At 64.3% G+C, this 24,883-nt stretch carries 22 protein-coding genes and 1 pseudogene; 12 read left to right on the forward strand and 11 right to left on the reverse strand.

What is annotated here, in order from left to right; translation table 11 throughout:
* Positions 1–170: 170 nt before the first annotated feature.
* The gene (locus ACYOEI_RS27660; protein ID WP_462852883.1) at positions 171–1,175 is read left to right on the forward strand and encodes a DUF1559 family PulG-like putative transporter; all 1,005 of its coding nucleotides are present in this window, start codon (positions 171–173) and stop codon (positions 1,173–1,175) included.
* A gap of 110 nt (positions 1,176–1,285) precedes the next feature.
* Positions 1,286–2,815: a metallophosphoesterase gene (locus tag ACYOEI_RS27665; RefSeq protein WP_462852884.1), complete on the forward strand. Its 1,530-nt coding sequence runs from the start codon at positions 1,286–1,288 to the stop codon at positions 2,813–2,815.
* Between the two features lie 152 nt (positions 2,816–2,967).
* On the opposite strand, the gene ACYOEI_RS27670 is transcribed toward ACYOEI_RS27665, so the two are convergent.
* Positions 2,968–3,150, reverse strand: coding sequence for a hypothetical protein (locus tag ACYOEI_RS27670; protein WP_462852885.1), 183 nt, complete (start codon positions 3,148–3,150; stop codon positions 2,968–2,970).
* A 4-nt stretch (positions 3,151–3,154) separates the two neighbouring features.
* Positions 3,155–3,745, reverse strand: a complete 591-nt coding sequence (locus ACYOEI_RS27675) for an ATPase (protein ID WP_462852886.1) — start codon at positions 3,743–3,745, stop codon at positions 3,155–3,157.
* A 193-nt stretch (positions 3,746–3,938) separates the two neighbouring features.
* On the opposite strand from ACYOEI_RS27675, the gene ACYOEI_RS27680 reads away from it, so the two are divergent.
* The gene (locus tag ACYOEI_RS27680) at positions 3,939–4,982 is read left to right on the forward strand and encodes an SDR family oxidoreductase (RefSeq protein WP_462852887.1); all 1,044 of its coding nucleotides are present in this window, start codon (positions 3,939–3,941) and stop codon (positions 4,980–4,982) included.
* 85 nt (positions 4,983–5,067) lie between these two features.
* Here ACYOEI_RS27680 and ACYOEI_RS27685 read toward each other — a convergent pair whose 3' ends face one another.
* The 5 genes from ACYOEI_RS27685 to ACYOEI_RS27705 all read right to left on the reverse strand — a co-directional run bounded on the left by ACYOEI_RS27685 (position 5,068) and on the right by ACYOEI_RS27705 (position 10,107).
* Positions 5,068–5,394 (reverse strand): hypothetical protein, encoded by a 327-nt coding sequence (locus ACYOEI_RS27685; protein WP_462852888.1) that lies wholly within the window; start codon positions 5,392–5,394, stop codon positions 5,068–5,070.
* Positions 5,391–5,891 carry a hypothetical protein gene (locus ACYOEI_RS27690; protein WP_462852889.1) on the reverse strand — a complete coding sequence of 167 codons (501 nt, stop codon included), beginning with the start codon at positions 5,889–5,891 and terminating at the stop codon, positions 5,391–5,393. Before ACYOEI_RS27690 ends, ACYOEI_RS27685 begins: the two co-directional genes overlap by 4 nt.
* Positions 5,892–6,236: 345 nt before the next feature.
* Positions 6,237–7,598, reverse strand: a complete 1,362-nt coding sequence (locus ACYOEI_RS27695; RefSeq protein ID WP_462852890.1) for a carboxylesterase family protein — start codon at positions 7,596–7,598, stop codon at positions 6,237–6,239.
* 178 nt (positions 7,599–7,776) lie between these two features.
* A complete protein-coding gene (locus ACYOEI_RS27700) occupies positions 7,777–8,967 on the reverse strand; it encodes an alpha/beta hydrolase-fold protein (protein WP_462852891.1) in 1,191 nt (396 codons plus the stop codon).
* Between the two features lie 234 nt (positions 8,968–9,201).
* Positions 9,202–10,107 carry an AraC family transcriptional regulator gene (locus ACYOEI_RS27705; RefSeq protein ID WP_462852892.1) on the reverse strand — a complete coding sequence of 302 codons (906 nt, stop codon included), beginning with the start codon at positions 10,105–10,107 and terminating at the stop codon, positions 9,202–9,204.
* A gap of 227 nt (positions 10,108–10,334) precedes the next feature.
* Here ACYOEI_RS27705 and ACYOEI_RS27710 point away from each other — a divergent pair, with 227 nt between their 5' ends.
* The 8 genes and pseudogenes from ACYOEI_RS27710 (at position 10,335) to ACYOEI_RS27745 (ending at position 17,725) form a co-directional block, all read left to right on the forward strand.
* The gene (locus tag ACYOEI_RS27710; protein WP_462852894.1) at positions 10,335–11,396 is read left to right on the forward strand and encodes an NAD(P)-dependent alcohol dehydrogenase; all 1,062 of its coding nucleotides are present in this window, start codon (positions 10,335–10,337) and stop codon (positions 11,394–11,396) included.
* A gap of 108 nt (positions 11,397–11,504) precedes the next feature.
* A complete protein-coding gene (locus ACYOEI_RS27715; RefSeq protein WP_462852895.1) occupies positions 11,505–11,732 on the forward strand; it encodes a tautomerase family protein in 228 nt (75 codons plus the stop codon).
* Between the two features lie 283 nt (positions 11,733–12,015).
* Positions 12,016–12,411 (forward strand): (R)-mandelonitrile lyase, encoded by a 396-nt coding sequence (locus ACYOEI_RS27720; protein WP_462852896.1) that lies wholly within the window; start codon positions 12,016–12,018, stop codon positions 12,409–12,411.
* A 1,137-nt stretch (positions 12,412–13,548) separates the two neighbouring features.
* Entirely contained in the window at positions 13,549–14,013 is a 465-nt protein-coding gene (locus ACYOEI_RS27725; RefSeq protein WP_462852897.1) for a carboxypeptidase-like regulatory domain-containing protein, read from the forward strand.
* A gap of 89 nt (positions 14,014–14,102) precedes the next feature.
* Positions 14,103–15,179, forward strand: coding sequence for a DUF1559 family PulG-like putative transporter (locus ACYOEI_RS27730; protein WP_462852898.1), 1,077 nt, complete (start codon positions 14,103–14,105; stop codon positions 15,177–15,179).
* 133 nt (positions 15,180–15,312) lie between these two features.
* Entirely contained in the window at positions 15,313–16,416 is a 1,104-nt protein-coding gene (locus tag ACYOEI_RS27735) for a permease (protein ID WP_462852899.1), read from the forward strand.
* Positions 16,417–16,511: 95 nt separating this feature from the next.
* A pseudogene (locus ACYOEI_RS27740) lies at positions 16,512–16,943 on the forward strand (SMI1/KNR4 family protein); the annotation flags it as partial.
* A 212-nt stretch (positions 16,944–17,155) separates the two neighbouring features.
* Positions 17,156–17,725: a PH domain-containing protein gene (locus tag ACYOEI_RS27745; protein ID WP_462852900.1), complete on the forward strand. Its 570-nt coding sequence runs from the start codon at positions 17,156–17,158 to the stop codon at positions 17,723–17,725.
* Between the two features lie 47 nt (positions 17,726–17,772).
* Here ACYOEI_RS27745 and ACYOEI_RS27750 read toward each other — a convergent pair whose 3' ends face one another.
* The 4 genes from ACYOEI_RS27750 to ACYOEI_RS27765 form a co-directional block, all read right to left on the reverse strand.
* Positions 17,773–18,693 carry a nucleotidyl transferase AbiEii/AbiGii toxin family protein gene (locus ACYOEI_RS27750; protein WP_462852901.1) on the reverse strand — a complete coding sequence of 307 codons (921 nt, stop codon included), beginning with the start codon at positions 18,691–18,693 and terminating at the stop codon, positions 17,773–17,775.
* Positions 18,694–18,780: 87 nt separating this feature from the next.
* Positions 18,781–19,404 (reverse strand): DUF6088 family protein, encoded by a 624-nt coding sequence (locus ACYOEI_RS27755; protein ID WP_462852902.1) that lies wholly within the window; start codon positions 19,402–19,404, stop codon positions 18,781–18,783.
* A gap of 326 nt (positions 19,405–19,730) precedes the next feature.
* Positions 19,731–20,168, reverse strand: coding sequence for an Hsp20/alpha crystallin family protein (locus ACYOEI_RS27760; protein WP_462852903.1), 438 nt, complete (start codon positions 20,166–20,168; stop codon positions 19,731–19,733).
* A gap of 422 nt (positions 20,169–20,590) precedes the next feature.
* Entirely contained in the window at positions 20,591–23,053 is a 2,463-nt protein-coding gene (locus ACYOEI_RS27765) for an ATP-binding protein (protein WP_462852904.1), read from the reverse strand.
* Between the two features lie 455 nt (positions 23,054–23,508).
* On the opposite strand from ACYOEI_RS27765, the gene ACYOEI_RS27770 reads away from it, so the two are divergent.
* Entirely contained in the window at positions 23,509–24,879 is a 1,371-nt protein-coding gene (locus ACYOEI_RS27770; protein ID WP_462852905.1) for a Gfo/Idh/MocA family protein, read from the forward strand.
* Positions 24,880–24,883: the final 4 nt, after the last annotated feature.

Consider the following 24,883-nt stretch of genomic DNA (forward strand, 5'->3'; position numbering starts at 1 on the left):
GACGACCGGGCTTCGGCGGAAGTCTAAGAAACCCTTTAGAATAAGAAATTCACATTCTTCAATTTTTTGTCGGGTATTCACTACCGGCACCCGTCCAGCCCCCCTAACATCGTCCTCGCGACGTTGGTCATGGCTCTATTGCCAACGGATCTTCTCCCCCGAGGTATCCCATGAAACGGACGGGCTTCACGCTGATCGAGCTCCTGGTCGTGATCGCCATCATCGCGGTCTTGATCGCCTTGCTGTTGCCGGCCGTGCAGGCGGCGCGGGAGGCGGCGCGTCGGATCCAGTGCACGAACAACCTCAAGCAGATCGGCCTGGCGTTGTTCAACTACGAGAGCGCCGTCGGCGCCTTCCCCCCCACCTCGGTCCTCATCGGGGTCGAGCCGGGCAGCCCGAAGAAGCAGTTCAAGTCGAACTGGAGCGTGCTGGGGCGGATCGCGCCCTTCATGGAGCAGGGATCCATGTTCAACTCGATGAACTTCTCTTACAAGTGCGCCGACCCGCAGAATCTGACGATCTCCAACGTCGTGGTCAACACGTTCCTCTGCCCGAGCGACCCGGCCCCGGCCAGGGCGACCAGCGGCAACGGTGGCGCGAGCTACGGCAACGTCGTGGGCGATTGGTACGTTTGGGAGGAGCTCGGCCAGGTCAACCGCGTCGCCTTCAGCCCGAACGTCTCGAAGCACCTCGCGCAGTTTACCGACGGCCTGACGAACACCCTGCTTTTCTCCGAGTCTCAGATCGGACACCACGAGTTCCGCAAGTGCAACTCGTCCGGAGGCATGACCTACAGCAGTTACCCCGACGTCGCCGGGACCGCGGCGATGGTCGCCACCATCGCCCCCACCTGCACCGACATCACCCGCGTGGGGCACGCCACGTGGACGAATGGCAGCGTCTTCAACAGCGGCGTGACCACGGCCAATACCCCCAACAGCAAGGTGGTCGTGCCCGCCTATGGGAGTGTGTCCTACGACCTGGTGACGATCGACGAGGACCAGGGGGGACCGGTCTTCGCCATGCTCACCGCCGACAGCTATCACCCCGGCGGCGTCAACTCCCTGATGGGCGACGGCTCCGTCCGGTTCGTCAAGGACAGCATCAACGGCCCGGTCTGGCGTTCGCTCGGCTCGATCGCCGGCGGTGAAGTGATCTCGGCCGACTCCTACTGAGCCCACGGCTCACACCTGGCCAACGATCCGGGCGGTCGCGGGCGATCCGCGGTCGCGACGAGCGTCCGGGCCGATCTCACGTCCTCTTCCCGAAAACCTGGAGCCGCCCCATGAACACATCGCGAATCCTGATCCTCTCCCCGTGGATCGTCCTGTGCGGGTCGACCCTCGCGCCGGCCCAGGGCCCGGCGCCCGAGGCCGCCAGGGCCGAGGCGAAAGCCCCGTCGAAGCCGGCCTCGGCCGAGGCGACGAAGCCGGAGGCCCCCAAGGGCCCGTTCCTCGCCAAGCCCTATCTCCAACTGGGCCACACCCAGGTGCCGGAGAAGCTGGTGCTGTTGTGGCACACGGCCGACGTCGACGCCCCCTGGACGGTCGAATACCAGACGGGGACCGCGACGCGTTGGCAGGCGACGGCCAAGGCGCCGGGCGCCCGCCGCATCGCGGTGGCCGGCGTCGAGCCGCACCGCCTCTATCACGTCCCCCTTCAGGGCCTCCAGCCGGGACAGACGTTCGGCTATCGGGTGAAGCTGGATGGCAAGGTCGTCTTCTCGGCCGAGGCCCGGGCGCCGAAGGCGGCCGACCAGCCCCAGCGGTTCGTCGTCTTCGGCGACTGCGGCGCCGGCACGCCGGAGGAGCGGGCGATCACCTATCGCGCATACTTATCTAAGCCCGACTTCGTGATGATCACCGGCGACATCGTCTACGGTAAGGGCCTGATCTCCGAGTACCGCGAGAAGTACTGGCCGATCCTGAACGCGGACGAGGCCTCGCCCCAGATCGGCGCCCCGCTCCTGCGCTCGACGCTGACCCTCGCCGCTCCCGGCAACCACGACATCGGCTCCCGCGACCTGGGCAAGACGCCCGACGGCCTCGCCTACTTCTACTACTGGGTCCAGCCCCTGAACGGGCCCGTTGGCAAAGAAGGGGGCTCGCTCGTCGCCCCGCTGCTCGGCTCCGAGGAAAACAAGGCCGCGTTCGCCAAGACCGCCGGCAAGGCCTTCCCCCGGATGGCGAACTTCTCCTTCAACTACGGCAACGCCCACTGGACGGTCCTCGACGCGAACGCCACCGTCAACTGGACCGACCGCGAGCTCCAGCAGTGGGTCGCGGCCGACCTGGCCGCCGCCAAAGGGGCGACCTGGCGGTTCGTCAGCTTTCACCAGCCCGGCTTCAACTCGTCCAAGGAACACTTCAGCGAACAATACATGAGGATCCTTTCCCCCGTGTTCGAGGCGGGGAAGGTGGATATCGTGTTCAACGGCCACGTCCACAACTACCAACGATCCTACCCGCTCCGCTTCGTCCCTTCCTCTGACTCAGGCGCGGTCCCGGTCGTCGGCAAGGACGGGAAGCTGTCGAAGGCCCGGCAGGTCGACGGCCAGTGGACCCTCGACAAGACCTTCAACGGCCAGACGGACACGACCCCCGAAGGCGTGATCTACCTCGTCACCGGCGCCGGCGGCCAGCACCTCTACAACCCCGAGCAGCAGGACGACCCGGCCTCCTGGCAGGAGTTCACCTTCAAGCACGTCTCCAAGGTCCACTCCCTGACCGTGGCCGACGTCGACGGCTCGACCCTGACCATCCGCCAGCTCACCGCCGACGGCGACGAGGTCGACCGCTTCATCGTCACGAAGTGATCGAACCGCCCCGCTCTCACCGGGTGAGTTCTTCACCACAAGGGCACCAAGACACGAAGGGGAGAATCCCATGAGAACAGGGCCCCTTCGAACCTCTTGGAAACTTTGTGGTGAATTCCTTCTCAATTCGATGGGAATGAGCGTGCTGGATTTCAGCGAGGTGTCTCGGGCGTCACATCACAGTCCTCGACCGGTTTCGCGACAACTCGACCGTCCTCCCAGACGATCACGGGAGTCCCCGTCCGTCGGGCACGCTCGAGGACGGCGATTGCCACGAGTTTGAAGGCGGCCTCGTTCTTCTCAGCGAGCGAGAGGTCCTTGGAATGAGTCGGCATTAATTCACCCTTCAAGATTCCGGAGAATTGCGGCGAACAGGTCGGGCTGCTCAACATTGACAAGTCCGTCTTCACCCCTAGCGATCAGCCCTGGCGTGCGTTGGGACGCGTCATAGAGCCACCAGACGTCGCAACAGGGGCGGTAAAGGTCAAAGAAGTTCTTCAGCCCCAATCTGTACCGGCGCCGGATGTCGGCCTCGGGAACGGAGTGGCCCCCTTGCCGCACCCGGTTGGCGACACGCGTCATCGCGAGCTCGTCGTCCGGCAACCAAAGGAAGTAGAGAATGACCCGGTAGCCCTTGTGCTTCAGCCGAGTCAAGAGTCGGACATAAGTACGGCCCGATAAGGTCGTCTCGAATCCGAAGTCCTCACCGGCCGCCGAGAGTTCGTCAATCCGTTCCAGGAGGAGCCGCCCCGCCCGAAGATTCTGCGTCTCGGGGGCGAAAGGCGAGAGGCCGGCGGCGATGAGGTCAGCGTTGAGGAATTGGCGACAATCGCCGAAGGCGGGCAAAAACACAGTAGCGAACGTCGTCTTCCCCGCCCCGTTCGGCCCGGCAATGACATAGACCGTGGGGATTCGACGGGGCGACGACATGAATGAGTCCCGCGTTCCAAATGTCGGCGAACTCCGAAGATCAGTGTCGAATCCCATGAGGTGTTTGGTCAATCCCTCATCATGAACGCAAGGAATCCCGAGGCCACGCGACGTCGGTCCTCCCATCCGATAAGATCGTTGGCCGCTCCACGAATCTTGTGGGCGATGGACACGACGAACCGTTGGGACGACGATGAGCACAATCCTGGTGACCGGCGGGTCGGGCTTCATCGGTAGCCATGCGATCCTGCAACTCCTGGGCGAAGGGCACCGGGTCCGCACCACGGTGCGGAGCCTGAAGCGCGAAGACGACGTGCTCGCGATGCTCAGGGCAGGGGGGACCGAGCCGGGCGATCGGCTGACCTTCTTCGCCGCCGACCTCACGGCCGACGCGGGCTGGGCCGAGGCGGTCGACGGCTGCGAATACGTGCTGCACGTGGCCTCGCCGTTCCCGCCGAACGTCCCCAAGCACGAGGACGAGCTGATCGTGCCCGCCCGCGAAGGGGCCCTCCGCGTCCTGCGGGCCTCGCGCGACGCCGGAGTCCGTCGCGTCGTGCTGACCTCCTCCTTCGCGGCGATCGGCTACGGCCACGGCCACGGGCCTCGGGAAACGCCGTTCGACGAGACGAGCTGGACGAATCCGGACGGCGACGACGTGCTCCCCTACACGAAGTCGAAGACCCTGGCCGAACGCGCGGCCTGGGATTTCATCGCCAGGGAAGGCGGCAATCTCGAGTTGTCCGTCGTCAACCCGGTCGGCGTGTTCGGCCCGGTCCTGGGCCCCGACTACTCGACGTCGATCCTCCTGGTCCAGCGTCTGATGGACGGGGCCATACCCGGCTGCCCTCGGCTCATCTTCGGCGCGGTCGACGTGCGAGACGTCGCCGACCTCCACATTCGCGCCATGACCCACCCGGCCGCGAAAGGGGAGCGGTTCCTCGCCGTCGCCGGCGACTTCGTCTCCATCCTCGATATCGCCCGGATCCTCAAACAGCAGTTGGGTTCCTCCGCCGCGCGAGTCCCGACCAGACAACTGCCCAACTGGCTCGTGCGCCTCGCCGCCCTGCGTGACCCGGCGGTGAAACAGATCCTCCCCGAGCTCGGCAAGGCCAAGAACGCCACCAACGCCAAAGCCCGAAACCTGCTCGACTGGTCCCCCCGATCGAACGAAGAGGCCATCGTCGCCACCGCCGAGAGCCTGGTGCGACTCGGCCTCCTCAAGGACCGCCCGAAATAACGCCGAGGTGTCGGGTCCAGGGCCCCAGACCGCTCAACAGACCGGCCAAGGATCGCGTTCGAGGCTCGAAAGGGAAACAGCCTCGTCAACGGTGGGCATTCACCCGTGCGGGGTCGGGGTCCGGGTGGAGCATCCTCTTTATGACTCCCTTGGCGACGTAGCACTCGACCCCGAGCTTCTTAAGCCTCGCGTGCTCCTCCCGGAGCCGGGCCGCCTCCTCCGGCTGGTTGACATCAAACCAGGTCGCACTCGTCCCCGCCGACTTGCCGTCCTCGTACCGCACGACCATCAAGCCGTATAGGCCGGTCTCCGGGGCTTTTCGGCGCCCGAGGCATCCGAGTCGGTTCAAAGCGAGGACCCCGGCCAGAATCACGAGCATGACGACGCCACTCCAACGCGGCCGGAATCTCATTCCTGGGCTCCCGGGACGAGGGGCTCGACGACTTCCTCGAAAACATGCCTCTCACCACTCCCGCCGAGGAACCTCAACTCGCCCGACGGGAGGGCCTCGTACAGGAAATACCGGAGCATGAAAGGGCCCGGGTGTGGGACCCTTGCATTCCAGACAAACCGGCCAGACGCATCCTCTCGTTCGCCGACGGCCAGCGCGGAGTCGAACGAGTATCCGTCCACATAGCGATTGGTCTCCATATCTTCAAACCAGATGATCGCATAAAGCCTGGCCGTCGCCCCTTGGCGATACCCCGTGGCGTCGAGATGAAACTGGTATTGGATCGACACGGGGACGGGGCTGTCCGGCCTCAAGGGTACCTTCAAGGGGTCCCCGCCGACGGTCATCTTGATCCGAGACTTGCGGACCGGGCTATCAAATCCGTTAGCCACCCGGCGCTGTCGTTCAGACCGGGCCACCAGACTCGCCAGGGCGAAGAGCACGACAATAGCCATCATCTGCCATGTTTTTATATTTTTTACGAACCTTAATCTCATTTTCACATTCCGGCATTTTAAATCTAATACCACAGCAGGTGCGATACTAGCGGATCCATTCCAGCCCTCCAAGCCCAAAGTTCCTCGCACGGCGTCTCGCCCCTCCCAACCTCCCGAAGAGACGGGCGAGGAGGGGCCGCAACCCGAGGCGGCACCGGGGCGGGAGCGATCGAGTCGATCCGGGACCACGGGAACGCACCGTCCCCGTCACCCCAGTGACTCAACTGGGCGGTCATGACGCGACCCCGCCCCCACGAGATCGCGACCCGTGTCCTTTCCGGCCGTGGAGCGCCAAGGGGCTCGCGGTCAAGGGTCGATGGTCAGCGCCTCGGGCTTGATCTCGCCGTCGAAGACGACCTTGTCGTTGACGGTCAGCTTGACCGGGCCGCTCAACCCAAGTCCGTCTTTCCCGAGCTGGACCGCGAGTCGCCCGATGCCCTGGGTGGTGATGGAGACGTTGGGCCCGGCGATCTTCACGTCGAAGTGGGGCCAGGGGGCCTTGAGGAGTCTGGGGCCTCGGTCGCGGAAGGCCATCCGCACACCCCAGATGCCCGGATGTTCCGACTGGTCGATCGTGAAGGAGAACGCATCCGGGCGCTTGCGGACGAACTTCCGCAGCCAGGCTTCTTCTTCGGCGTACGCGGAGTCGGGGAGCGGGTAATGGCCGACGCCCGGGAGGAGGTCCAGGTGGGTCTCGTCGCCCGCATCCTTGAGCAAGCGATAGGCTCCTTTCGAGTCGGGGACTCGGCCGGGCAGGGGGTCGTTCTCGCCGATCAGGATGTGGAAGGGGAGATGCTGGATGTTGGCGAGGAGCCCGAGGCTCGGCGGGCAGGACCGCATGCTGCCGGACTTCATCCCGGCGGCCGCCCAGAGGTCGGGCGTGTGGGTCGCGATCGCCCAGGCGCCGTCGCCCCCGGCCGAGTGGCCGGTGAGATACCAACGTTCCGGGTCGAGCTTGGCGAACGACTGGAGGTCGGCGATCGCCTCGAACAGGTCTCGCTCGGAGTCGTTCCGCCAGCCACGATTGCCCCGTCCCCAGGGGGCGAGCCGGATCATCGGGTTCTCCGCACTCATCTTCGGCGCGGCACTCCTCGGCCCGAGGACGAAGCTCGGGTACGCTAACGGATTGTCCGGCCCCGTGCCGTGCAGACCGACGAACAACGGATAGGCGCGGTTCGGATCCCAATTCGGCGGGAGGTCGACCATGAAATACTGCAACGATCCGTCGAGCTGCGAGGCGAAGGCGAGGATCAGGGGCCGGGTGCCGTCCTTGAAGTAGCAGTCCGGGTTGGCGGCGTCCCCCTCGAACCCTCGGTCGATCGTCGAGAGGTAGCCGTGGTATTCCTTCAGGTGCTCGGCCAGGGGACGCCCCAGGTAAGCCGGCGGCTCCAGCGAGAGCACGGCGAACTGCGACCGCGCCATCGACCGCAGCGACTTCAGGTGCCGCAAGAACAGCGGGTGCTGCGGCTTCGCGAGCAGGGGCTCCAGCCGCGCTTCGAATCGCCTGAGGAGCGTCTGGGCGTCCTCCAACGACTGCGCCGGCGCCACGCGACCGGTCCCCATGACCGCGACGACGACCAGGATCAGGCGTGGGAGAGATCGAGGGAAGCCACGCCACGGGAGTCGCCCGCCGTCACCAACTTCAACACCGCGACTCGACCCCCACATGAGGCATCCTCCTCGAAGCACGTGAACATCTCCGACAACAAGGTCGCATCCGAAACCCGGTCTTTTCTTCAAGACCGGGTTTCTGCGAGGACAGGCGATGACATCCCCAGGAGGGGACGACGTCGACCGTGGCCGAAACCCGGATTCTCAGAAGAGACCGGGCTTCGGGGATCATTGCTCAACGAAAAAGCTTCGGGGCGAACTCGCTGAGATAGTGCCGCCAGTTGATCCAGGTGTGGCCGCCGCCGCTGATGTGGACCTCGTGCTTGATCCCGCGCCTCTCGAACACGCTCGCCAGCGCCTTCGAGCCCGCCACGAGGGAGTCCTTATCGCCCACGCAGATGTCCAGAACCTTGACCGTATCGTTGACCTTGCTGGACGCCGCCAGGAACGCCTCGTTGCGCTTCTCCCATTCGTCGGCATTGCCGCCGAAAAGCCCGGCGCTCCAGATCCCCACGTATGCGAACGTCTCGGGGTTGGTCGTCAGGACCCGAAGCGTCTGGCCGCCTCCCATCGACAGCCCGGCGAGCGCCCGATCCGCAGGCGAGGTCTTCACGCGGAAGCCCTTCTCGACCGTCGGGACGACCTCCTTGAGCAGTTCGTCGGTGAACCGATTTTGCATCGCCTCGCGCGCGGCCCGCGCCTCGGGCGAGGGCGGGGTCCCGGGGGTGAACGCGGGGAGGTTCGTGGGCCGAGGCAAGCTGCCGTTGGGCATCACCACGATCATCGGCACCGCCTTCTTGGCCGCGATCAGGTTGTCGAGGATGAACCCCGCGCGTCCGATCGTGCTCCAGCCCGAGTCCTCGTCCCCGGAGCCGTGCAGCAGGTAGAAGACCGGATAGGCCTCCGAACCACCTTCGTATCCAGGAGGCGTGTAAACATGCAGACGCCTCGGCATTTCGAGGGTCCCCGACCGATACCAGACGGCGCGGACCTGGCCGTGCGGGACGTCCTTGGTCGTCTCGAAGTCCGCCTCCTCGCCCGGGACGAGGAAGAGGCTATCGAGGCTGTTCACCCCCGGCTTGACCATCGGGTTCTTCGGGTCCACGGTCCGCACGCCGTCGACGTTGAACGTGTAACTGTAGAAGTCGGGCGTCAGCGGGCCGACCGTCCGGGACCACACCCCGTGCTCGTCCTTCTCCATCGCACCACCCTGGCCGAAGTCGCCGCCGACCGAGACCTCGCTCGCCTTGGGCGCGTAGATCCGGAACGTGACCTTGTGGTCGTCGGCCACCTCCGTCGACTTCAGCCCCTCGTTCGGCGTCGTCCGACGCTGACCCTGCCCCTGCCCCTGGGCCGAGGCGGTCGAGGCAACGACCAAGGCCCACCCCAGAACCACCATGCCGAGACCAAGCCGTTGCGCGATCATGAATGATCACCCTTTCAAGGAGTTGCGACGCGGGAGAGTCACGAGATCCACCTTGCACGGGCATTTGACCGGACGCGACGGGCAGGAACAAGGGGCTGCACAATCTCTCATGCACTTCACGGTGTTGGGAGAGGATTCACCACAAAGGCACAAAGGAAGACAGAAACTTCAATATTTTTTATTTTTGTGCATATTTCGTTTATTTTGTGCCTTTGTGGTGAATCCTCTCCTCCCTCAGCCGACAACCAACCGGGCGCGGGTCTGCTCGGCTTCTTCGACGGGGGTCACGCCGAAGAGGCGTTTGAACTCCCGGCTGAACTGCGAGACACTCTCATAGCCGACGGCCCTCGCGGCGGTGCTGGCGTTGTAGCCTTCGTGGGCCATCAGGCGTCGGGCGTGGTCGAGCCGGACGCGCTTCAGGTACTGGAGCGGCGAGCTCGCCGTCACGAGCTTGAAGTGCTGGTGGAAGACGGCGAGGCTCATCCCGGCTTTTCGTGCCAGCTCCTCGACGCCGAGGGGCGTTGAATAGTCCGCGTGGATGTGCTTCAGGACGCGGGCGATCCGGGTGAAATGGTCGTCCCGGCTGGCCAGGGCGCGGAGGGCGCCGTCTTGTTCGCCGCGGAGGACGCGATAGACGACCTCGCGGACCAATTGGCGGCCGAGGATGCGGCTGTCGAGCGGGCACTTGAGGCATTCGATCAGCCGGCAGACGGCCCTGCCAAGGTCGTCGCTCATCGGAGTCGTTGAGATCCCCCGAGGGGTCGGGACGACCGACGACGGGGGCTCGTCCAATTCGAGGAGCATCTCGCCGAGCATCGTCGGCTCGACGGTGATCGAGGCCATGAGGATGGGCTCATCGGGGCTGGATTCCCACTCGCACTCCGCCGGCAGGGGGACTGAGAGCACGAGGTAGTTGAACGGGTCATACTGATAGACCCGGTCGCCGAGATAGACCCGCTTCCGCCCCTGGCCGACGACGAGGATCCTCGGCTGATAGATGACCGGCACGCGTTGCGTGGACGGCTGCGACGTCCGGACGACCTGGACGCCGTCCACGAGCGTCGAATTGACGCCCTCACGGTCGGCCACCTCGTCGAGGAGCTTCGCGAGCTGCTTGCGAATGTCGAGGGAATCGCCCATGAGACTCTCCGATCCGGCGGTGGGGCCAGAGGATTAGGTTACCCCATTCTACGAACGGCGGATAGTTCTCCCAACCTCAAGAGGATTAGGCAAATCTTCGAGAGGATCGCTCCTTTTCTAGCGAGGGGGTCGGGCCTCTAATGATCCTCGTGGGACAGCGGTGACGGGTGGGGCCGGCGAGTCGTCGGCACCACGCCGATCGGCCGCGAAACTCGAGAATGGATCTTATGTACAAGTCGAAAGCGTACTCGGCCTCCGCATCGACGTCTCCCCTGGCCTCGACCACGATCCCGAGGCGCGAGCCGACCGAGCACGACGTGCAGATCGAGATCCTCTTCTGCGGGGTCTGCCACTCCGACCTGCACTCGGTGCGAGACGAGTGGAACGAGTTCGTGCCCACGGTCTACCCGATCGTGCCGGGGCACGAGATCGTCGGGCGGGTCACCAAGGTCGGCTCCGCGGTCACGAAGTACAAGCCGGGCGACCTCGCCGCGGTCGGCTGCGTGGTCGACTCGGACCGCACCTGCCCCAACTGCCGGGCGGGTCTCGAGCAGTTCTGCCCGAACATGACGCTGACCTTCAACTCGCCGGACGGCCGCAAGACCGCACCGGTCACCTACGGGGGCTATTCCGACAGCATCGTCGTCGACGAGCGGTTCGTCTTGCGCGTCCCCAGCAACCTCGACCTCGCGGGGGCCGCCCCGCTCCTGTGTGCCGGCATCACGACGTACTCGCCCCTGCGCCATTGGGGCGTCACCGAAGGGAAGAAAGTCGGCGTGGTCGGGCTCGGCGGGTTGGGCCACATGGGGGTCAAGTTCGCCCGGGCCCTCGGGGCCCACGTCGTGGTCTTCACCACGTCGCCCCACAAGCAAGAGGATGCCCTGCGACTCGGGGCCAACGAGGTCGTCGTCTCCCGAGACGCGAACGCGATGCAGAAGCACGCGGGGAGCCTCGACTTCATCCTCGACTGCGTCTCCGCCGACCACGACGTCACCCCGTTCATCAACCTCCTGGGCCTCGACGGCACGTTGACCCTCGTCGGAGCCCCGGCCAAGCCGCTCGCCGTCTCCGCCTTCGGGCTCATCATGGGGCGTCGCCGTCTGGCCGGCTCGGCGATCGGCGGAATGGCCGAGACGCAGGAGATGCTCGACTTCTGCGGCCAGCACGGCATCACCGCCGACGTCGAGGTCATCCCGATTCAGAAGGTCAACGAAGCCTACGAACGGCTCCTCAAGTCCGACGTGAAGTACCGCTTCTCCATCGACATGGCCTCCTTGAAGTCGGAATGAGGTCGCCGCAGCAATCCCAAAGTGCGATCACAAACCCGGTCCCCCGACCGGGCCGCCTCCTCGATCGGACTTGGCTCGAAATTCAAGGAAGGTTTGGGAGTAAGGACAATGCCTCATAACATCGTGAAGACTTGGCCCGCCCGCTTGGACGACCAAAATGACCGGCTCGCCGAACGGATTACCGGCGAGGCCCTATCGATCCTCGATGACTCGCAAAAGTCGTGGCCGGCCTCGCTCGAAAACGTCCCGCCACCGCATTGGGCGGAAGCCGTCTACGAGCCGGATTTCCTCGGCGATCTCGGTAAGCTCTCCAGGAGAGTTGGCGACCCTCTCTGAGCCGAATTCTCATGCCGCGTCCCCGACGCCGTCATCCCCGAAATCACCGATATTGTCGACACGTTGATGCTTTGATTTTCCGAAGCCCTCTCGATCTCGCCACCACCCCAGGTTAGGTTTGACGGCGCTCGAGGTCACGTGCATGAAGGCTCCTCACGAACACGACTCCAATTCATGCATGCCACGCCGCCATTTCCTCGCGGCCGGAATGGGATGGGCGGCGACGCCACTCTTGTCTCGGTTCGCGTCTTCGGCGACGCTTTCCCAACAAACAGAGGTTCACATGCAGATCAAGAAAAGTGGGTCCCAGCCCTCGAACAAAGGGCCGGACGACTGGTTCACCGGCACCGTCCGCATCGACCCGCTCTTCCAACCGCAAGAGCCGGCACGAGCCGCCGGCGCCAGCGTCACGTTCGAGCCTGGGGCCCGGACGGCGTGGCACACCCACCCCCTGGGCCAGACCCTGATCATCACGGCCGGCAGCGGTCGCGTCCAGCGCGAGGGCGGGCCGGTTACGGAGGTCCATCCGGGCGACGTCGTCTGGTTTCCGCCCGGCGAGAAGCACTGGCACGGAGCCTCGCCCACCACGGCGATGACGCACATCGCCATCCAGGAACAACTGGACGGCAAGGCCGTCGATTGGCTCGAGAAAGTCAGCGACGAACAATACCAGGCCTGATCGTCTCCGACCGGGCCACAGGGAGCGTCTCAAATGGGCCCGCCACGATGAGGCGGGCCTGACGCCATGCCTCGCGTCGGATTGGTCTCTTGGAAAATCATCGCCGAACTCCGACGGGTCGGGCCGCCAAGATTCGCGGCCAGGCGGAGACGGCAATTAAATAACTTATTCCATATAATTAATATATCTATATGCCATACACAATTCTTCGTGGAAAGACACCGCCTAATTGGTCTTCGTGAAGCGAACCATCCTTCACTGGATTGGGTGCACCAAAACCCCGTCCCAACCATTCCATTCATCACTCTATCAAATATTTTTCTATTTTGATCGGTGGCAAACCAAAAGAAAATCGATGGCCTATGGACAATATCTCTGTTACGGGGTTATAAACAACGAGTCCCTTCTTCGGCCAATTCCAACTCCAACGATCGCGTTCTCATGACCAACCGGGATCCGAGACCCCCGTCGGCCCGTAAAGTCGCCGTCCTCGGCGTGCTCTTCGTCCTCGGCTGTCTGATGACGTCCCGAACGAACGCGTCGTGCGGCAATCATCTCTCAACACGTCCGGGGACCACCTCGCCCGACCCGGAGGTTTTCGGGGATTTGGGATCGCTCGGACTCGAACGCGAGAGCTCCGCGAATCCCCCGCTCAGAAGCAAGACCACCCCACCCGAACGGAGGCGAGGTTGTTCGGGGCCGTCCTGCTCGGAGAAGAAGAGTCGCCCCCAAGCCCCTCCGCCTTCAGTCTCCTGGCGAACCGACCCAGGATGCGAATCCGTCCCGATCCATCTCGGACTCGATTCGGACGAAGGCAAGCCTTTCCCTTCTCAGAATCCCTCCGGACTTCCCATCTCCCATGCGGACGAGATCGACCGACCGCCTCGAGACCCGTCGCCCGCCCGTGCGTGAATGATGTTAAGGTCAAGGATCGCGCACGTCTCGGCGGTTCCGATCGATGCCCGATGAATCGTGGCGAAGGTCATTGACTTCGCTTGGTTCCTGCACGCTCGCCGCCTGAGCGTTCATCGACTGCGCCTGCCGTCGCGATGTCCGCGGCGCTCGCCGTCGAAGCGGTCCGCATTCGGCCGCATAAATCCGATCGTTCGCTTACAAATCAACTAATTGAGCCTCTCTATGTTCTTACTTATCGAGTTGAGACGCGTGCGGGCGCTGCGCGTCTTGGCCTCGCGACGTCGGGCCATCTTGCTCGTCGCCCTCGTCATGCTTGCCGGATGCCGCGACAGCGACCGCGGAGACCTGATCCCGACTCAGGCCGTCCGGGGCCTGGTGCTCCTGGGCGACGGCACCCCACTTCCAGGCGGGTTGGTGACGTTCGTCCCACAAGGAGACGCCGGCCGACAGGCGGTCGGCACGCTCGGGGCTGACGGGACGTTTCGCCTTACGACGGAAGACCCCGGTGACGGCGTCGCCGAAGGGCAGTATCGGGTCCGCATCGAACCGTTCGCGACCGGACCGGGCGCCCCTGCGCTCATCCCCAAGCTCAAGATTCCCAAGCGATTCATGGACGAAGACACCTCCGGCATCCTCGTCACGATCAAGCCAGGCGTCGAGACGCTCGAACCATTCCGATTGAAGTGATCTCGTGGCCAATCTCATCGAGATGTCCCATCGCCCTCAACGATCCATCCACTCGTCGCATTCCCATCCAACGCAGAAGAGGAAGTCTCATGAAATTCGACCGATTCCGAGGCCGAGGCTGGCGCCCGGGCTTCACCCTGATCGAGCTCCTGGTGGTGATCGCGATCATCGCCGTCCTGATCGCCTTGTTGCTTCCCGCCGTCCAGAGCGCCCGGGAAGCGGCCCGACGAGCCCAATGCACCAACAACCTCAAGCAAATGGGGCTGGCGCTCCACAATTACGAAAGCGGCAACGGCAGCTTCCCCCCCGCGGGGCAGGGCTCGGCCTATGACGGGCCGGTCCCCGGCAACCTCTTCGCCGACGGCGTCGGCCTGATGCCCCGCATCCTCCAGTACATGGAGCAAAAGGCCGTCTTCGAAGCCTTGAACTTCTCGCTCGACTACAACCACGTCTCGGGCGCGAATTTCACCGCCGCCACCACCGTGATCTCGGCGTTCCTCTGCCCCTCCACCGCGCGGCAGGGCGACTCGTTCCGCGACGCCATCGACCCGCTCGATACCATGTCGGTCTCGACCAAGATCGGCTACGCCTATCAGGACTACGGCGCGACCTGCAGCACCGACATCGACCCCCAAGGCCTGACCGGGCAGACCGCCTCTTCGCGGATCACGCCCTATCGGAACCGCCTGACCTGGACCGACGGCCTGCTGAAGGCCCACCTCACCCGCATCGCCGAGGTCACCGACGGCCTCAGCAATACCATCGCCATCGCCGAGGACGCCGGCCGCGACGCCCGATACTGCTCGGGGGCGACCGAAAACTTCTACTCGCCGGCCCTACCCAACGTCCCGCGGAACGTCTTCGGGCCCACCTTCTACCGGAGATTCTGGCGTTGGGCCGACCCCGATGGGGCCTACAACGTCTCCGGCCAGGTCAACAATCGTGGCCTTCCCGCATATGCCACGACCCCCTACGTCTTCCCCAACCCGACCTCGGCCAACAACGCCGGCGCGAACGACGAGATCTTTGCCTACCACCCCGGCGGGGCCAACGTCCTGATGGGCGACGGCTCTGTGCGATTCCTCAAGGACTCGACCAACGTCGTCGTCCTCCGGAAAATCATCACCCTACGTGGGGGCGAAGTCATCTCCTCCGACGCGTACTGATCGTCCGCCCCGTCTCCCGACCGCGACGAATCGAGATCCGTCGGCGTGCGTCTCAAACCCATCGACGTCGCGCCGACGGATCGTACCGACGAGGACAGGACCCACCTCCCCCTTTCGAAGAAATCGAGGCAAGATGGCGACCGCGAGCACGCCCCTTCGCGCTTCCCGGATCCAATGCTACTGGCGGCCAATGATCCTGGGCGTCACGGCCTGTTTGCTCCTCGGCCTGTTCTGGTTCACCTCGCGCTACCCGCAGCTCTTCAAGAAGGCGGAGCACCTCGGCCGACCGGTCGCGAGCATGGCCTTCGGCAGCGCCCTGATCACCGTCGCCCCCGACGCCCCGCTCTGGCGGAAGGTCCCCGCCACCATGATCAACTGGCTCGACGGCATGAAGATCGGCATGTCGTTCGGGGTCGCCTTCGGCGCACTCCTGCACACGACACTCCGCTATTACCCCATGAAGATCGGTAAAAATCTCTATCTAAACTCGATCAAAGGGGCCCTCGTGGGCGTGCCGATGGGCGTCTGCGCCAACTGCGCCGTGCCCGCCGCGTGCGGGCTGACCCGGGGGAACGGCAAGGTCGAGACGGCGCTCGGGTTCCTGTTCAGCTCGCCGAATTTCAACCCAGTCGTCGTGATGATGACGTTCACCGCCTTGCCACTTTCGATGGCCCTGACGAAGTATCTCGTCCTCCTCTTCGTCATCGTCGCGCTCGTCCCGACTTTGATCGCCTGGCTCGAGCGCCGCAAGCCGCTGCCGGTGGTCCTGACGGACGACCCGGGCCTCGCGTGCGCGATCCCGACCGACCCGCCGCCCGACTGCCGCGAGCCGTTCACCTCGGTCCTCAAGGAGTTGACCGGCGACCTCGCGAAGAACGCATGGATGCTGCTGAAGCCGACGCTCACGATCATGGTTCTGGCGAGCTTCGTCTCGGCGGTTCTCCTCACGCTCGTCCCCTGGGACACGCTTCTCTCCCGCGCCACGCCGCTCCACCTGGCGATCGCGAGCGTCCTCTCCGTCTTCATGCCGGTCCCGATCGCGCTCGACGTGATGTTCGCCTCCCAACTCCAGAACCAGGGGGTCCCGCCCGGGTTCGTCATGCTGTTCGCGATGACTCTCGGCACCTACAGCATCGTCCCGAGCCTCTACCTCTGGCGAGACGTCTCCCGACCCCTCGCAGTGCTCCTCTTCCTCTTCTTCGTCCTCTCCGGCTGGCTGCTGGCGATGGCCTTCTAACCCCGACGGAGGGCAGACCGACGGACTGCACCGTTTCGACCGGCTACGATATCGCTTGCCGCAGTTCGTAGACGGAGTGCGTCGGCTGCTCGCCGGATGAGGTGAGGGCAATGGAGTCGCGATACGCGGTCCGGCTCCCCGACACCTATCGGTCTTTCCTCAAGGCCATGGGCCACCGCTCGGGCCGATTGTTCACACATGACCACCTGGCCGTCTCCTACGAACACGTGCTGGCGATGACGGCCGACGAACGGCGGCGATGGTCCGAGGAGCGGGGCGGGCGGCCTCCCGAGTTCGTCCTGCCGCCCGACGCTCTGCTGATTGCCGGCAGGCTCGGGGAGCAGTTCGAGTTCACCCGATGCATTGAGCCGGACGACTCCCCAGTGTGGTACTACAACACCTGGGATTGGCAAGTGAGCCAAACCGAGACGTCGTTCTTGGGATGGCTCGAGAGATGGTGCGAAGAGGCCGAGCACGCCATCGCCGACGGGTACTTCAGCGAGTTCCCCAACGGCACGACGCCGTGAGCGACCCCGACTCGATTTGGCCTCACGACCTGATGACACCCCATGAGGCCGACGACGCAAGGCCCCAATACATAAACATTGACTTATCCGACGAATTGGTAGATCGGATCCTCTCTGGGCATTCCCCCATGGCCGAAGCGTATAATGGACCTTTCGAAGACCAGCCCATGAGTTGGTGATGCGAGGCCTGGCCATCAGCCAGGACATTTCGAATGGACGATTCACCGGAAGACGTGATCCGCCGGGAACTCAGCCCGTCCGAGCGGTTGCTCTGGGCCGGACGACCACCACTCGGGCTTCGGCTCCGCGCTATCGATGCCTTCCTGATCCCATTCAGCCTCCTCTGGGGTGGCTTCGCCATCGTCTGGGAAGGGAGCGTCATCACGATTGGCGCCCCCAAGCTCATGGCCTTGGCGGGGATACCCTTCGTCCTGGTCGGCCTCTATGTCATTTTTGGACGTTTCTGGGTCGACGCACGGCAACGGTCGGCCACGGTCTATGGGATCACGTCGGAGCGGGTCGTGATCGTCTCGGGTGTGTTCTCCCGCAAGATCAAGTCCTTGAATATCGAGACCCTTTCCGACGTCTCGCTCACCGAGCGAACCAACGGCTCGGGCACCATCACATTCGGGCCGACGCCGCCCTGGTATATGACGAATTTCGGTGGCGGATGGCCAAGCCCGGGCCAACCCGTGGTCCCCACGTTGGAGCACTTCGCCAACGCTCGAGATGTCTATGAAATCATCCGCCAGGCCCAGCGAGCAGTGCGACAGCCTGTGTAAACTCGCCGACGGGCGTGGTATTCGCGAGGCACTCTTTGCCGAGGCAGCTACCCGTTGATCCGCTCTTCCAGCGCGGTGAGCCGACCTACGACCTCGTCGAATTTGGGCGGTTCGTATAAATACATGATTCGCATCGTTTGATAGTCCCTCCTAAGCTCTGAGATTCGCTCGATACCGGGGACAAGTCGGAAGGTCCCCGGCTTCGCGAGGTCGTATCTCGCCCAGGAGCTCCCGAAGGAGCGGGCCTTCCATTCGACGACCTGATCCCGGAGCTCGGCCTGATTCAACGCAACATTCGAGTTGGGGTGTACCGCGAGTGCGGCCGTATCTGCGTAGTGACGAGAGAAGCGGTTGGGCATCGACTTCTCGACTGGGCGGTGACACTCGGCGTGGAGGATGGTCGCCTTCTCCCAGAAGGTCCGCTCGGCCTCGAGTGAGACGACCTCGCATGCCCAGTCGGGGAAGGCCTCGCCCAGGATTTCCGCGATCCAAGGCTTCACCAGGTGGCGGCCCACTGGCCGCTGATCGGCGAGCGATCCGAATTCGAGCTTTACGGACCGCTTGAGATACTCAAAGCCCGCCGGCTCGATGGTCGGATAGTGGAATAGGAGCACTGGCGAGTGCGTGGCCGGATCCATGAGGAACTCGAACCACCTTCCCGTCCGATCGCCCAAAACGACCGAGACGAGTTGCTCGAGTTCGGGGGCAATCGTTGTCTCAACGGTTACCCCACACGCGGTCTCTGCCTTCGTCATCCACTTCGCGGCCTGGTTCCGGCTCTTACCTGCGTCCTCGAGCCCAAGGAACCCTGGGGAGAGCGAGAGGTCGATGTCCTCCGAGAATCGATCGATCACCCCGAACACCTTCGAGAGTGATGTACCACCCTTGAACACGAGGTGGTCGGCAAACTTCGAGTGAAAGAGCACCGCGAGTAGCCAGCAGACCCAGAAATCCTTCTCAATGACCACCGGCGACGGGCCGCGTCGGGCCGCAGCCTCTTCGATGTAGAGCCGCCGATTGTCGCTCGAGAGTTCGAGGTTCGAGGAATGAGAGTCTCATGCGTCCTTCGCGACCTGACGGAGGTATGGGTGCATCCAGGCCGGGGCCACGGCGATGTCTTCCAGGAGTTCGCGTCGCTTCTCGGGCGGAATGGTGCGCCTCAAGTGATCGATCTTCTCGGATGTGATGTGCGTTTCCCCGAGGGCGCGGAGAGCCTGGATGACGAGCCCGCTCAGTTTTCCGGCGGTCGCCATGTTCCGCGGCGTCGTGCGCCTGAGCCGAATCGTCGTCTTCCCTACCTGCACCGTCCGGCTTGGGCCGTCTGTCAGGAATTCGGCTCTGGCCGGCACCTGCTCGGAGAGGCCGAGCGCGTTCGCCGCATAGGCTCCGGCCGGTTGGATGCGAGTCCGATCCCGCCCGGCGAGGGCCCTTGCGATCGCCTCCGCAGAAGGGGTCAGGGGCCCAAGAACCGGATGCGCTTTGGGGTAGTCGTAAAGCCCGCGAGCGAGCCTGCGGATCGTACCCTTCTTCTCAAGCCGGTGGAGCGCGACATCGACGGCCTCTCGACTCCCAAGATCCAGGAAATCCCCCGGAACGAGCACAGCACCACGGCCTCGCCCGCGGATTCGAGCAAGGAGCCTGGAATCAACGCTCTGGGTCTTCTCTTTAGTCCTCTCCATGTAAGATTTTTTAGCCAGTTTTTCTTACAAGCTCAATGCAATTCTTGGTGAGCGACCAGGAGGAGTTGCGAAACCTGGTCTCGGGCTGAACCATCTCGGCTCGACTGGAAGGATCCCGAGACCATCGGGGCCTGGTACCGAATTTCAACCCGCGAGAATGCAAGGCAATCGGACAGGAAAGTGACGGCAGTACCTATCCCCGCGCCGTGGAGATGCCGACGCGGGACCAGGATCGACTTCGCTATTCCCTCGAGATGTTTCGCGGCCGGAGGTGGCCGCGATGATGTCCGAACGGGGTTCGGGTACCCAGAAAGAAGTCGAATCCATCAGACCGACTTGATCTCGATCTTTTTGGGCTTGGCTTCGACGGCCTTGGCGAGCTCGATCTGGAGGACGCCGTCCTTCAGGGTCGCCTGCACGGACTCGGGGTTGACCGACTCCGGCAGCTTGACGACGTGCTCGAAGCGGCCATACGCTCGGCTATCGTAGAGATAGCGACGACCTTCCGCCGGCTTACGCTCGCCGCGAACGGAAAGCGTCCCCTTGTGGACGGTCAACTCGAGGTCCTTCTCCGCCACGCCGGGGAGCTCGGCCTCGATCCAGACGTGGTTGTCGTCTTCCCAGACCGCTACCGGGGCACCGGGCCTCGATCGGGCGGCGAAACCACCGTCCTCGCCGAAGACGCGGTCGAAGTGAGTATCGAGCCGATTGAACGAGACCGCAGAGGCGGGGACGAAGCCGTTGTGTCGCAGCACCGGACGCATGTATGAACCACCTCTCAAGAATTCACGGGCAACCATTGCGAAGATATTTGTCAGCTCAAGCGAGAGAGGTCCTGGACGGTGGCCCGTGGATCACCGGCCGAGGTGACCTTCGCGTTTCCAGGGAAATGCAAGGCTCGGGCCAATTCAATTCAGAATCCGCAATCCCAATACAGAAAACAGTTTACACACAGCCTCCGGAATTGGACGGCGTCCGTCCTGCCAAAATGGCGTCTCTTGCGAACTTCCGAAAAATGCCAAAATGGCATCCCGGTCAGATTCGCGGTTTCACGGAGAAGGCTTGGTAGATTCAGGTCGTCGCTCCATCCACGACGCGGCAGTGGTCGAGGGAACAAGATGAGCGACGTTGATGGTCTGCCGCCTGCGGAAACGTCTCGACGGCACCGGCGTCCCGGGCCGGTCGTTCATTTCCAGGCGGGGAGGGACGTGCCGTCGGGGAGGGTCCAGGAGGGGGCCCAGACGAGGGCAACGAGCTTGGGGGTGATGTTGGTCTTCTTCGGGCGGAGGACGACGGGCTCGAGGGCTTCGGTCAGGGGGTCGTTGGTGCGTTCGACGCGCTGGGACTCGGCCAGGAATTCGGCCTCGAGCGCGGCGTATTCTTGACGGAGCGAGTCGACGGCCTCGCGGGCGCGCGAGACGTCGCCCGTCTCCTTCACGGTCTGGCCGATGTTCCGGAGGGTCGTGCCGGCCTTGTCGATGGTCGAGGCGGAGAGCGTCTTGCGCCCCATGATCGCCCCCATCACGGTCGTCCCGATGCGGATGAGGCTGGAGAAGCCCGAGTCCTGGGCCTGCGCGCGTTCTCGCTCGACTGCCTGCTCGGCGCGTCGGATCCTCGCCTCCAGGGCCGAGAGCTTCGGCGCGTACCGGGCGCGGAGGAGGTCGAGGTCTTTGTCTCGCGACTCCTTGGCCGATTGTTGCAGGCGGAGGCGGAAGTCACGCTCCGACTCTCCGGGGGCCGACCACGCGCCGACGCTCGGGCTCTTCAGGAACTCCAGCGACTCGCCCCGGAAGAGGGCGTCGACCCAGGCCTTGCTCCAGGCGGAATAACTCTTGGCCTTCGCGGCCGAAGGGGGTAACGGTTGGTAGCGGGCCGGCGCCGTGTCCGAGGGCGTGTTGTCGAGCTCGTCGGGCTCAAGGTCGACCTCAACCGCCTCGGACCAGTCGGGGGAGGTCGCCTCGGGGGAGAGCGGAGCGAGTCGTGCCGTCGGCTCGGTGAGAGAGACGCCGGACCTGGTGTCATGGAAGTAGACGTCGCCGGAGCCGAACACCATCGGCTGATAAAGGAGCGTCGCCCCCTCGGGCCGCCTTCCCCGAACCGGGAGGAAGTGCTGGGAGATTTCGGGAGGGAGCAGGGGAGGCCCCTCGGTCGTGTCCGTCGGGGTGATGGGAGCCTGGGCCGGGGCCGGGGACGGCCCTTGAGGCGCAGGGGAGGCGGCGGCACGAAGCGAGGAGGCAGAGGACTCGGCCGTCTTGAGCGGGTCCATGAGGGTCTTGATCTGTTGGCGAGTCAAGGGGCCTCGGAGGTACGAGAGGACCCAGCGGGACTGGAAGACCTGGGGATGGTCTTCGTGGACGTTGTGCATCAGGAAGGTCCGCTTGGCCAGGCCGGAGAGGAGCGTATCCATCCGCGAACGGTCAAACGCCGCCGATTGGCTCGCCGAGGCCCCTTCCAGCCCTTCGAGTACGCGGAGCTTGTCCCGCTCGGCCTGGAGCCGGCCGATGAACCACGTCCCCGTGTTCGAGAGCCCCTTGTAGTCGAGGTCGGCCGGGTTCTGGGTGGCGAGCACGACCCCGAGGCCGTAGGCGCGGGCCTGTTTCAAGAGGGTCAGGAGCGGGCGCTTCGACGGCGGGGTCGCGACGGGAGGGAAGTAACCGAAGATCTCGTCCATGTAGAGCAGGGCACGCAGACTGCTCGTGCCCGACTGGGCCCGGACCCAGCCGAGAACCTCGTTGAGCAGGAGCGAGACGAAGAACATCCGCTCGGATTCTTCGAGGTGGGCAATCGAGATGATCGAGACCCGAGGCTTACCGTCGGGGGCGTTCAGGAGCGAGGCGACGTCGAGCGGCTCTCCCTGGAGCCACGCCCCGAACTTCGGGGACGCCAGGAGGTTGTTCAGGCGCATCGCCAGCGCAAAGCGGTCCTTGGCGGGGAAGAACGACTCGAGGTCGACGACGCCCACGCGGCGGAAGGGCGGGTTCTGGATCGTCGGGATGAGCGACGAGACGTCGAGGTCCACGCCGGCTTTCCAGGACTCGGCGAGGAGGTTGGCGAGCAGGATGTGCTCCCGGCTCGTCAACGGGTCGGCGTCGACCCCGAGCAAGCCCAGGAGGCTGGTCGCCGTCGTCCCGGCCCGCTCGGCGATCGCCTCGGGGTCGTCCCTGATCGCCTCCGGCGGGGCGGCGAAGGACTTGAGGATCGAGAGGGGGAGCCCCGCAGAACTCCCGGGCGTGTAGATGCGGAACTCGGCCGCTTCGCGGAGCCGCTCGATCCGGGCCCCGTCCTGGCCCCAGTCGGCGAGCCCCTTCCTCCAGAGGTCGGCCTGGGCCTCGGCGAATTCGGCCGTGGAGAGCCCCGCCTTGCGGGCTTCCCCCTCGTCGACCCACGGGGCAAAGTCCTCTCCTCGCAACTTCGGGAAGGTCAGCAGCAGGTCCGCGATATCCCCTTTCGGGTCGATCGCGATCGCCGGGACGTGGTCGATCGCCGCCTCCTCGAGCAGCCCGAGGCACAGCCCCGTCTTGCCGCTCCCCGTCATCCCCACGCAAACGGCATGCGTGACCAGGTCGCGCGAGTCGTACAGGACCAGGTCCCCGCCGTCCTCATCCGACCGGCCGAGATAGAACAGGCCGAGCTTTTCGAAGTCTTGCATGGTCGCTCCGGGCGATGAATGGAAATAGCTTCGGATGTCCTGGGCACGGATGGAAGAGACTCGAGATCATTTTAGCCACGGATGGAGCACGGATTAAATCAATATTTTTAATGAAATCCCATATAAATACAATTAAATCTTAACCTCCCGTTCACCCTCGCTTTCTCTTATCCGTGTTCCAACCGTGGCTAAAAAATCCCCCCGAATCCATCCGTCAAAATCGCCACAATCTCCAATGCGGCCATAATCCTCCAGGAGACCGTGGTTGAGCCATCCTGCCGACATGCTATGCTGGAAGTAACGGCCATGACGGCTGGCGCACGGGGCAGGCGCACAAGTGGGTCAGGCAAGACCCGGACCGTCGGTGTTCGCGCGAAGTGGGCTGGATATCCAGGCTTCTTCACCCGACGGGAATCCCTCCGAAGCAGACTCTCCCCTCAGAAGGAGCCGATTTCATGACCGAGTCGAAGACCGGCGCAACGCGACGAGACTTCCTGAAGACGACCGGGCAGGTGGCCACGGCCTCGGCCTTGTCGGGGATCGCCATCCCGGCGGTGCACGCGGCCGAGGACAACACGATCCGGGTCGCGCTGGTGGGCTGCGGCGGCCGCGGCACCGGGGCGGCGGGCGACGCGCTGGTGACCAAGAGCGGTCCGATCAAGCTCGTCGCCATGGCCGACGTGTTCAAGGATCGGCTCGACGGCAGCTACGACGAGTTGTCCAAGGCGTTTGCCGACAAGGTTGAGGTCCCCGACGACCGCAAGTTCGTCGGCTTCGACGCCTACCAGAAGGCCATCGACTGCCTGAAGCCGGGCGACGTCGTGATCTTCGCGACCCCGCCGGCCTTCCGCTGGGTCCACTTCGGGTACGCGATCCAGAAGGGGATCCACACCTTCATGGAGAAGCCCCTCACCGTCGACGGGCCAAGCACGAAGAAGATGATCGCCCTCGGCGAAGAGGCCAAGAAGAAGAACCTGAAGGTCGGCGTCGGCCTGATGTGCCGCCACTGCGAGGCCCGCGAAGAGCTCCACAAACGGATCGAGGACGGCCAGCTCGGCGAGATCCTCATGCTCCGGGCCTACCGGCAGACCGGCCCGGTCGGCTGGGCGCTCACCGAGCCCAAGCCCAACGACGTCAGCGAGCTCGCCTACCAGATCCAGCGGTTCCACGGGTTCCTCTGGGCCAGCGGCGGGTGCTTCAGCGACTTCCTCATCCACAACATCGACGAGTCGTGCTGGATGAAGAATGCCTGGCCCGTCAAGGCCCAGGCCACCGGGGCCCGCACCTATCGCGGCAACTACATCGACCAGAACTTCGACACCTACTCGGTCGAGTACACATTCGCCGACGGCGCCAAGATGTTCCTGGAAGGCCGGAACATCGAAGGCTGCAATCAGGAGTTCGCCAGCTACGTCCACGGCACGAAGGGCTCGGCGGTCATCTCGTCGAACTCGCACACCCCGGCCAGGTGCCGGATCTACTCGGGCCAGAACATGTCGAAGAAGAACCAGACCTGGGCCTTCCCGCAGCCCGAGGCCAACCCCTACCAGCTCGAGTGGGAGCACCTGATCAACGCCATCCGCAAGGACAAGATCTACAACGAAGTCCAGCGCGGGGCCGAGGCGAGCCTGGTCACCTCCATGGGCCGCATGGCCGCCCACACCGGGCAGGTCATCACGTTCGACGACATGCTCAACTGCACCCACGAGTTCGCGCCGACCGTCGACAAGCTGACGATGGAGAGCCCCGCCCCGCTGCAAATCGACCCCGCCCTCGGGCACTACCCGTACCCGCAGCCGGGCATCCTCCGCGACCGCGAGTTCTGAGCCT

This window comes from Singulisphaera rosea (assembly GCF_054877945.1).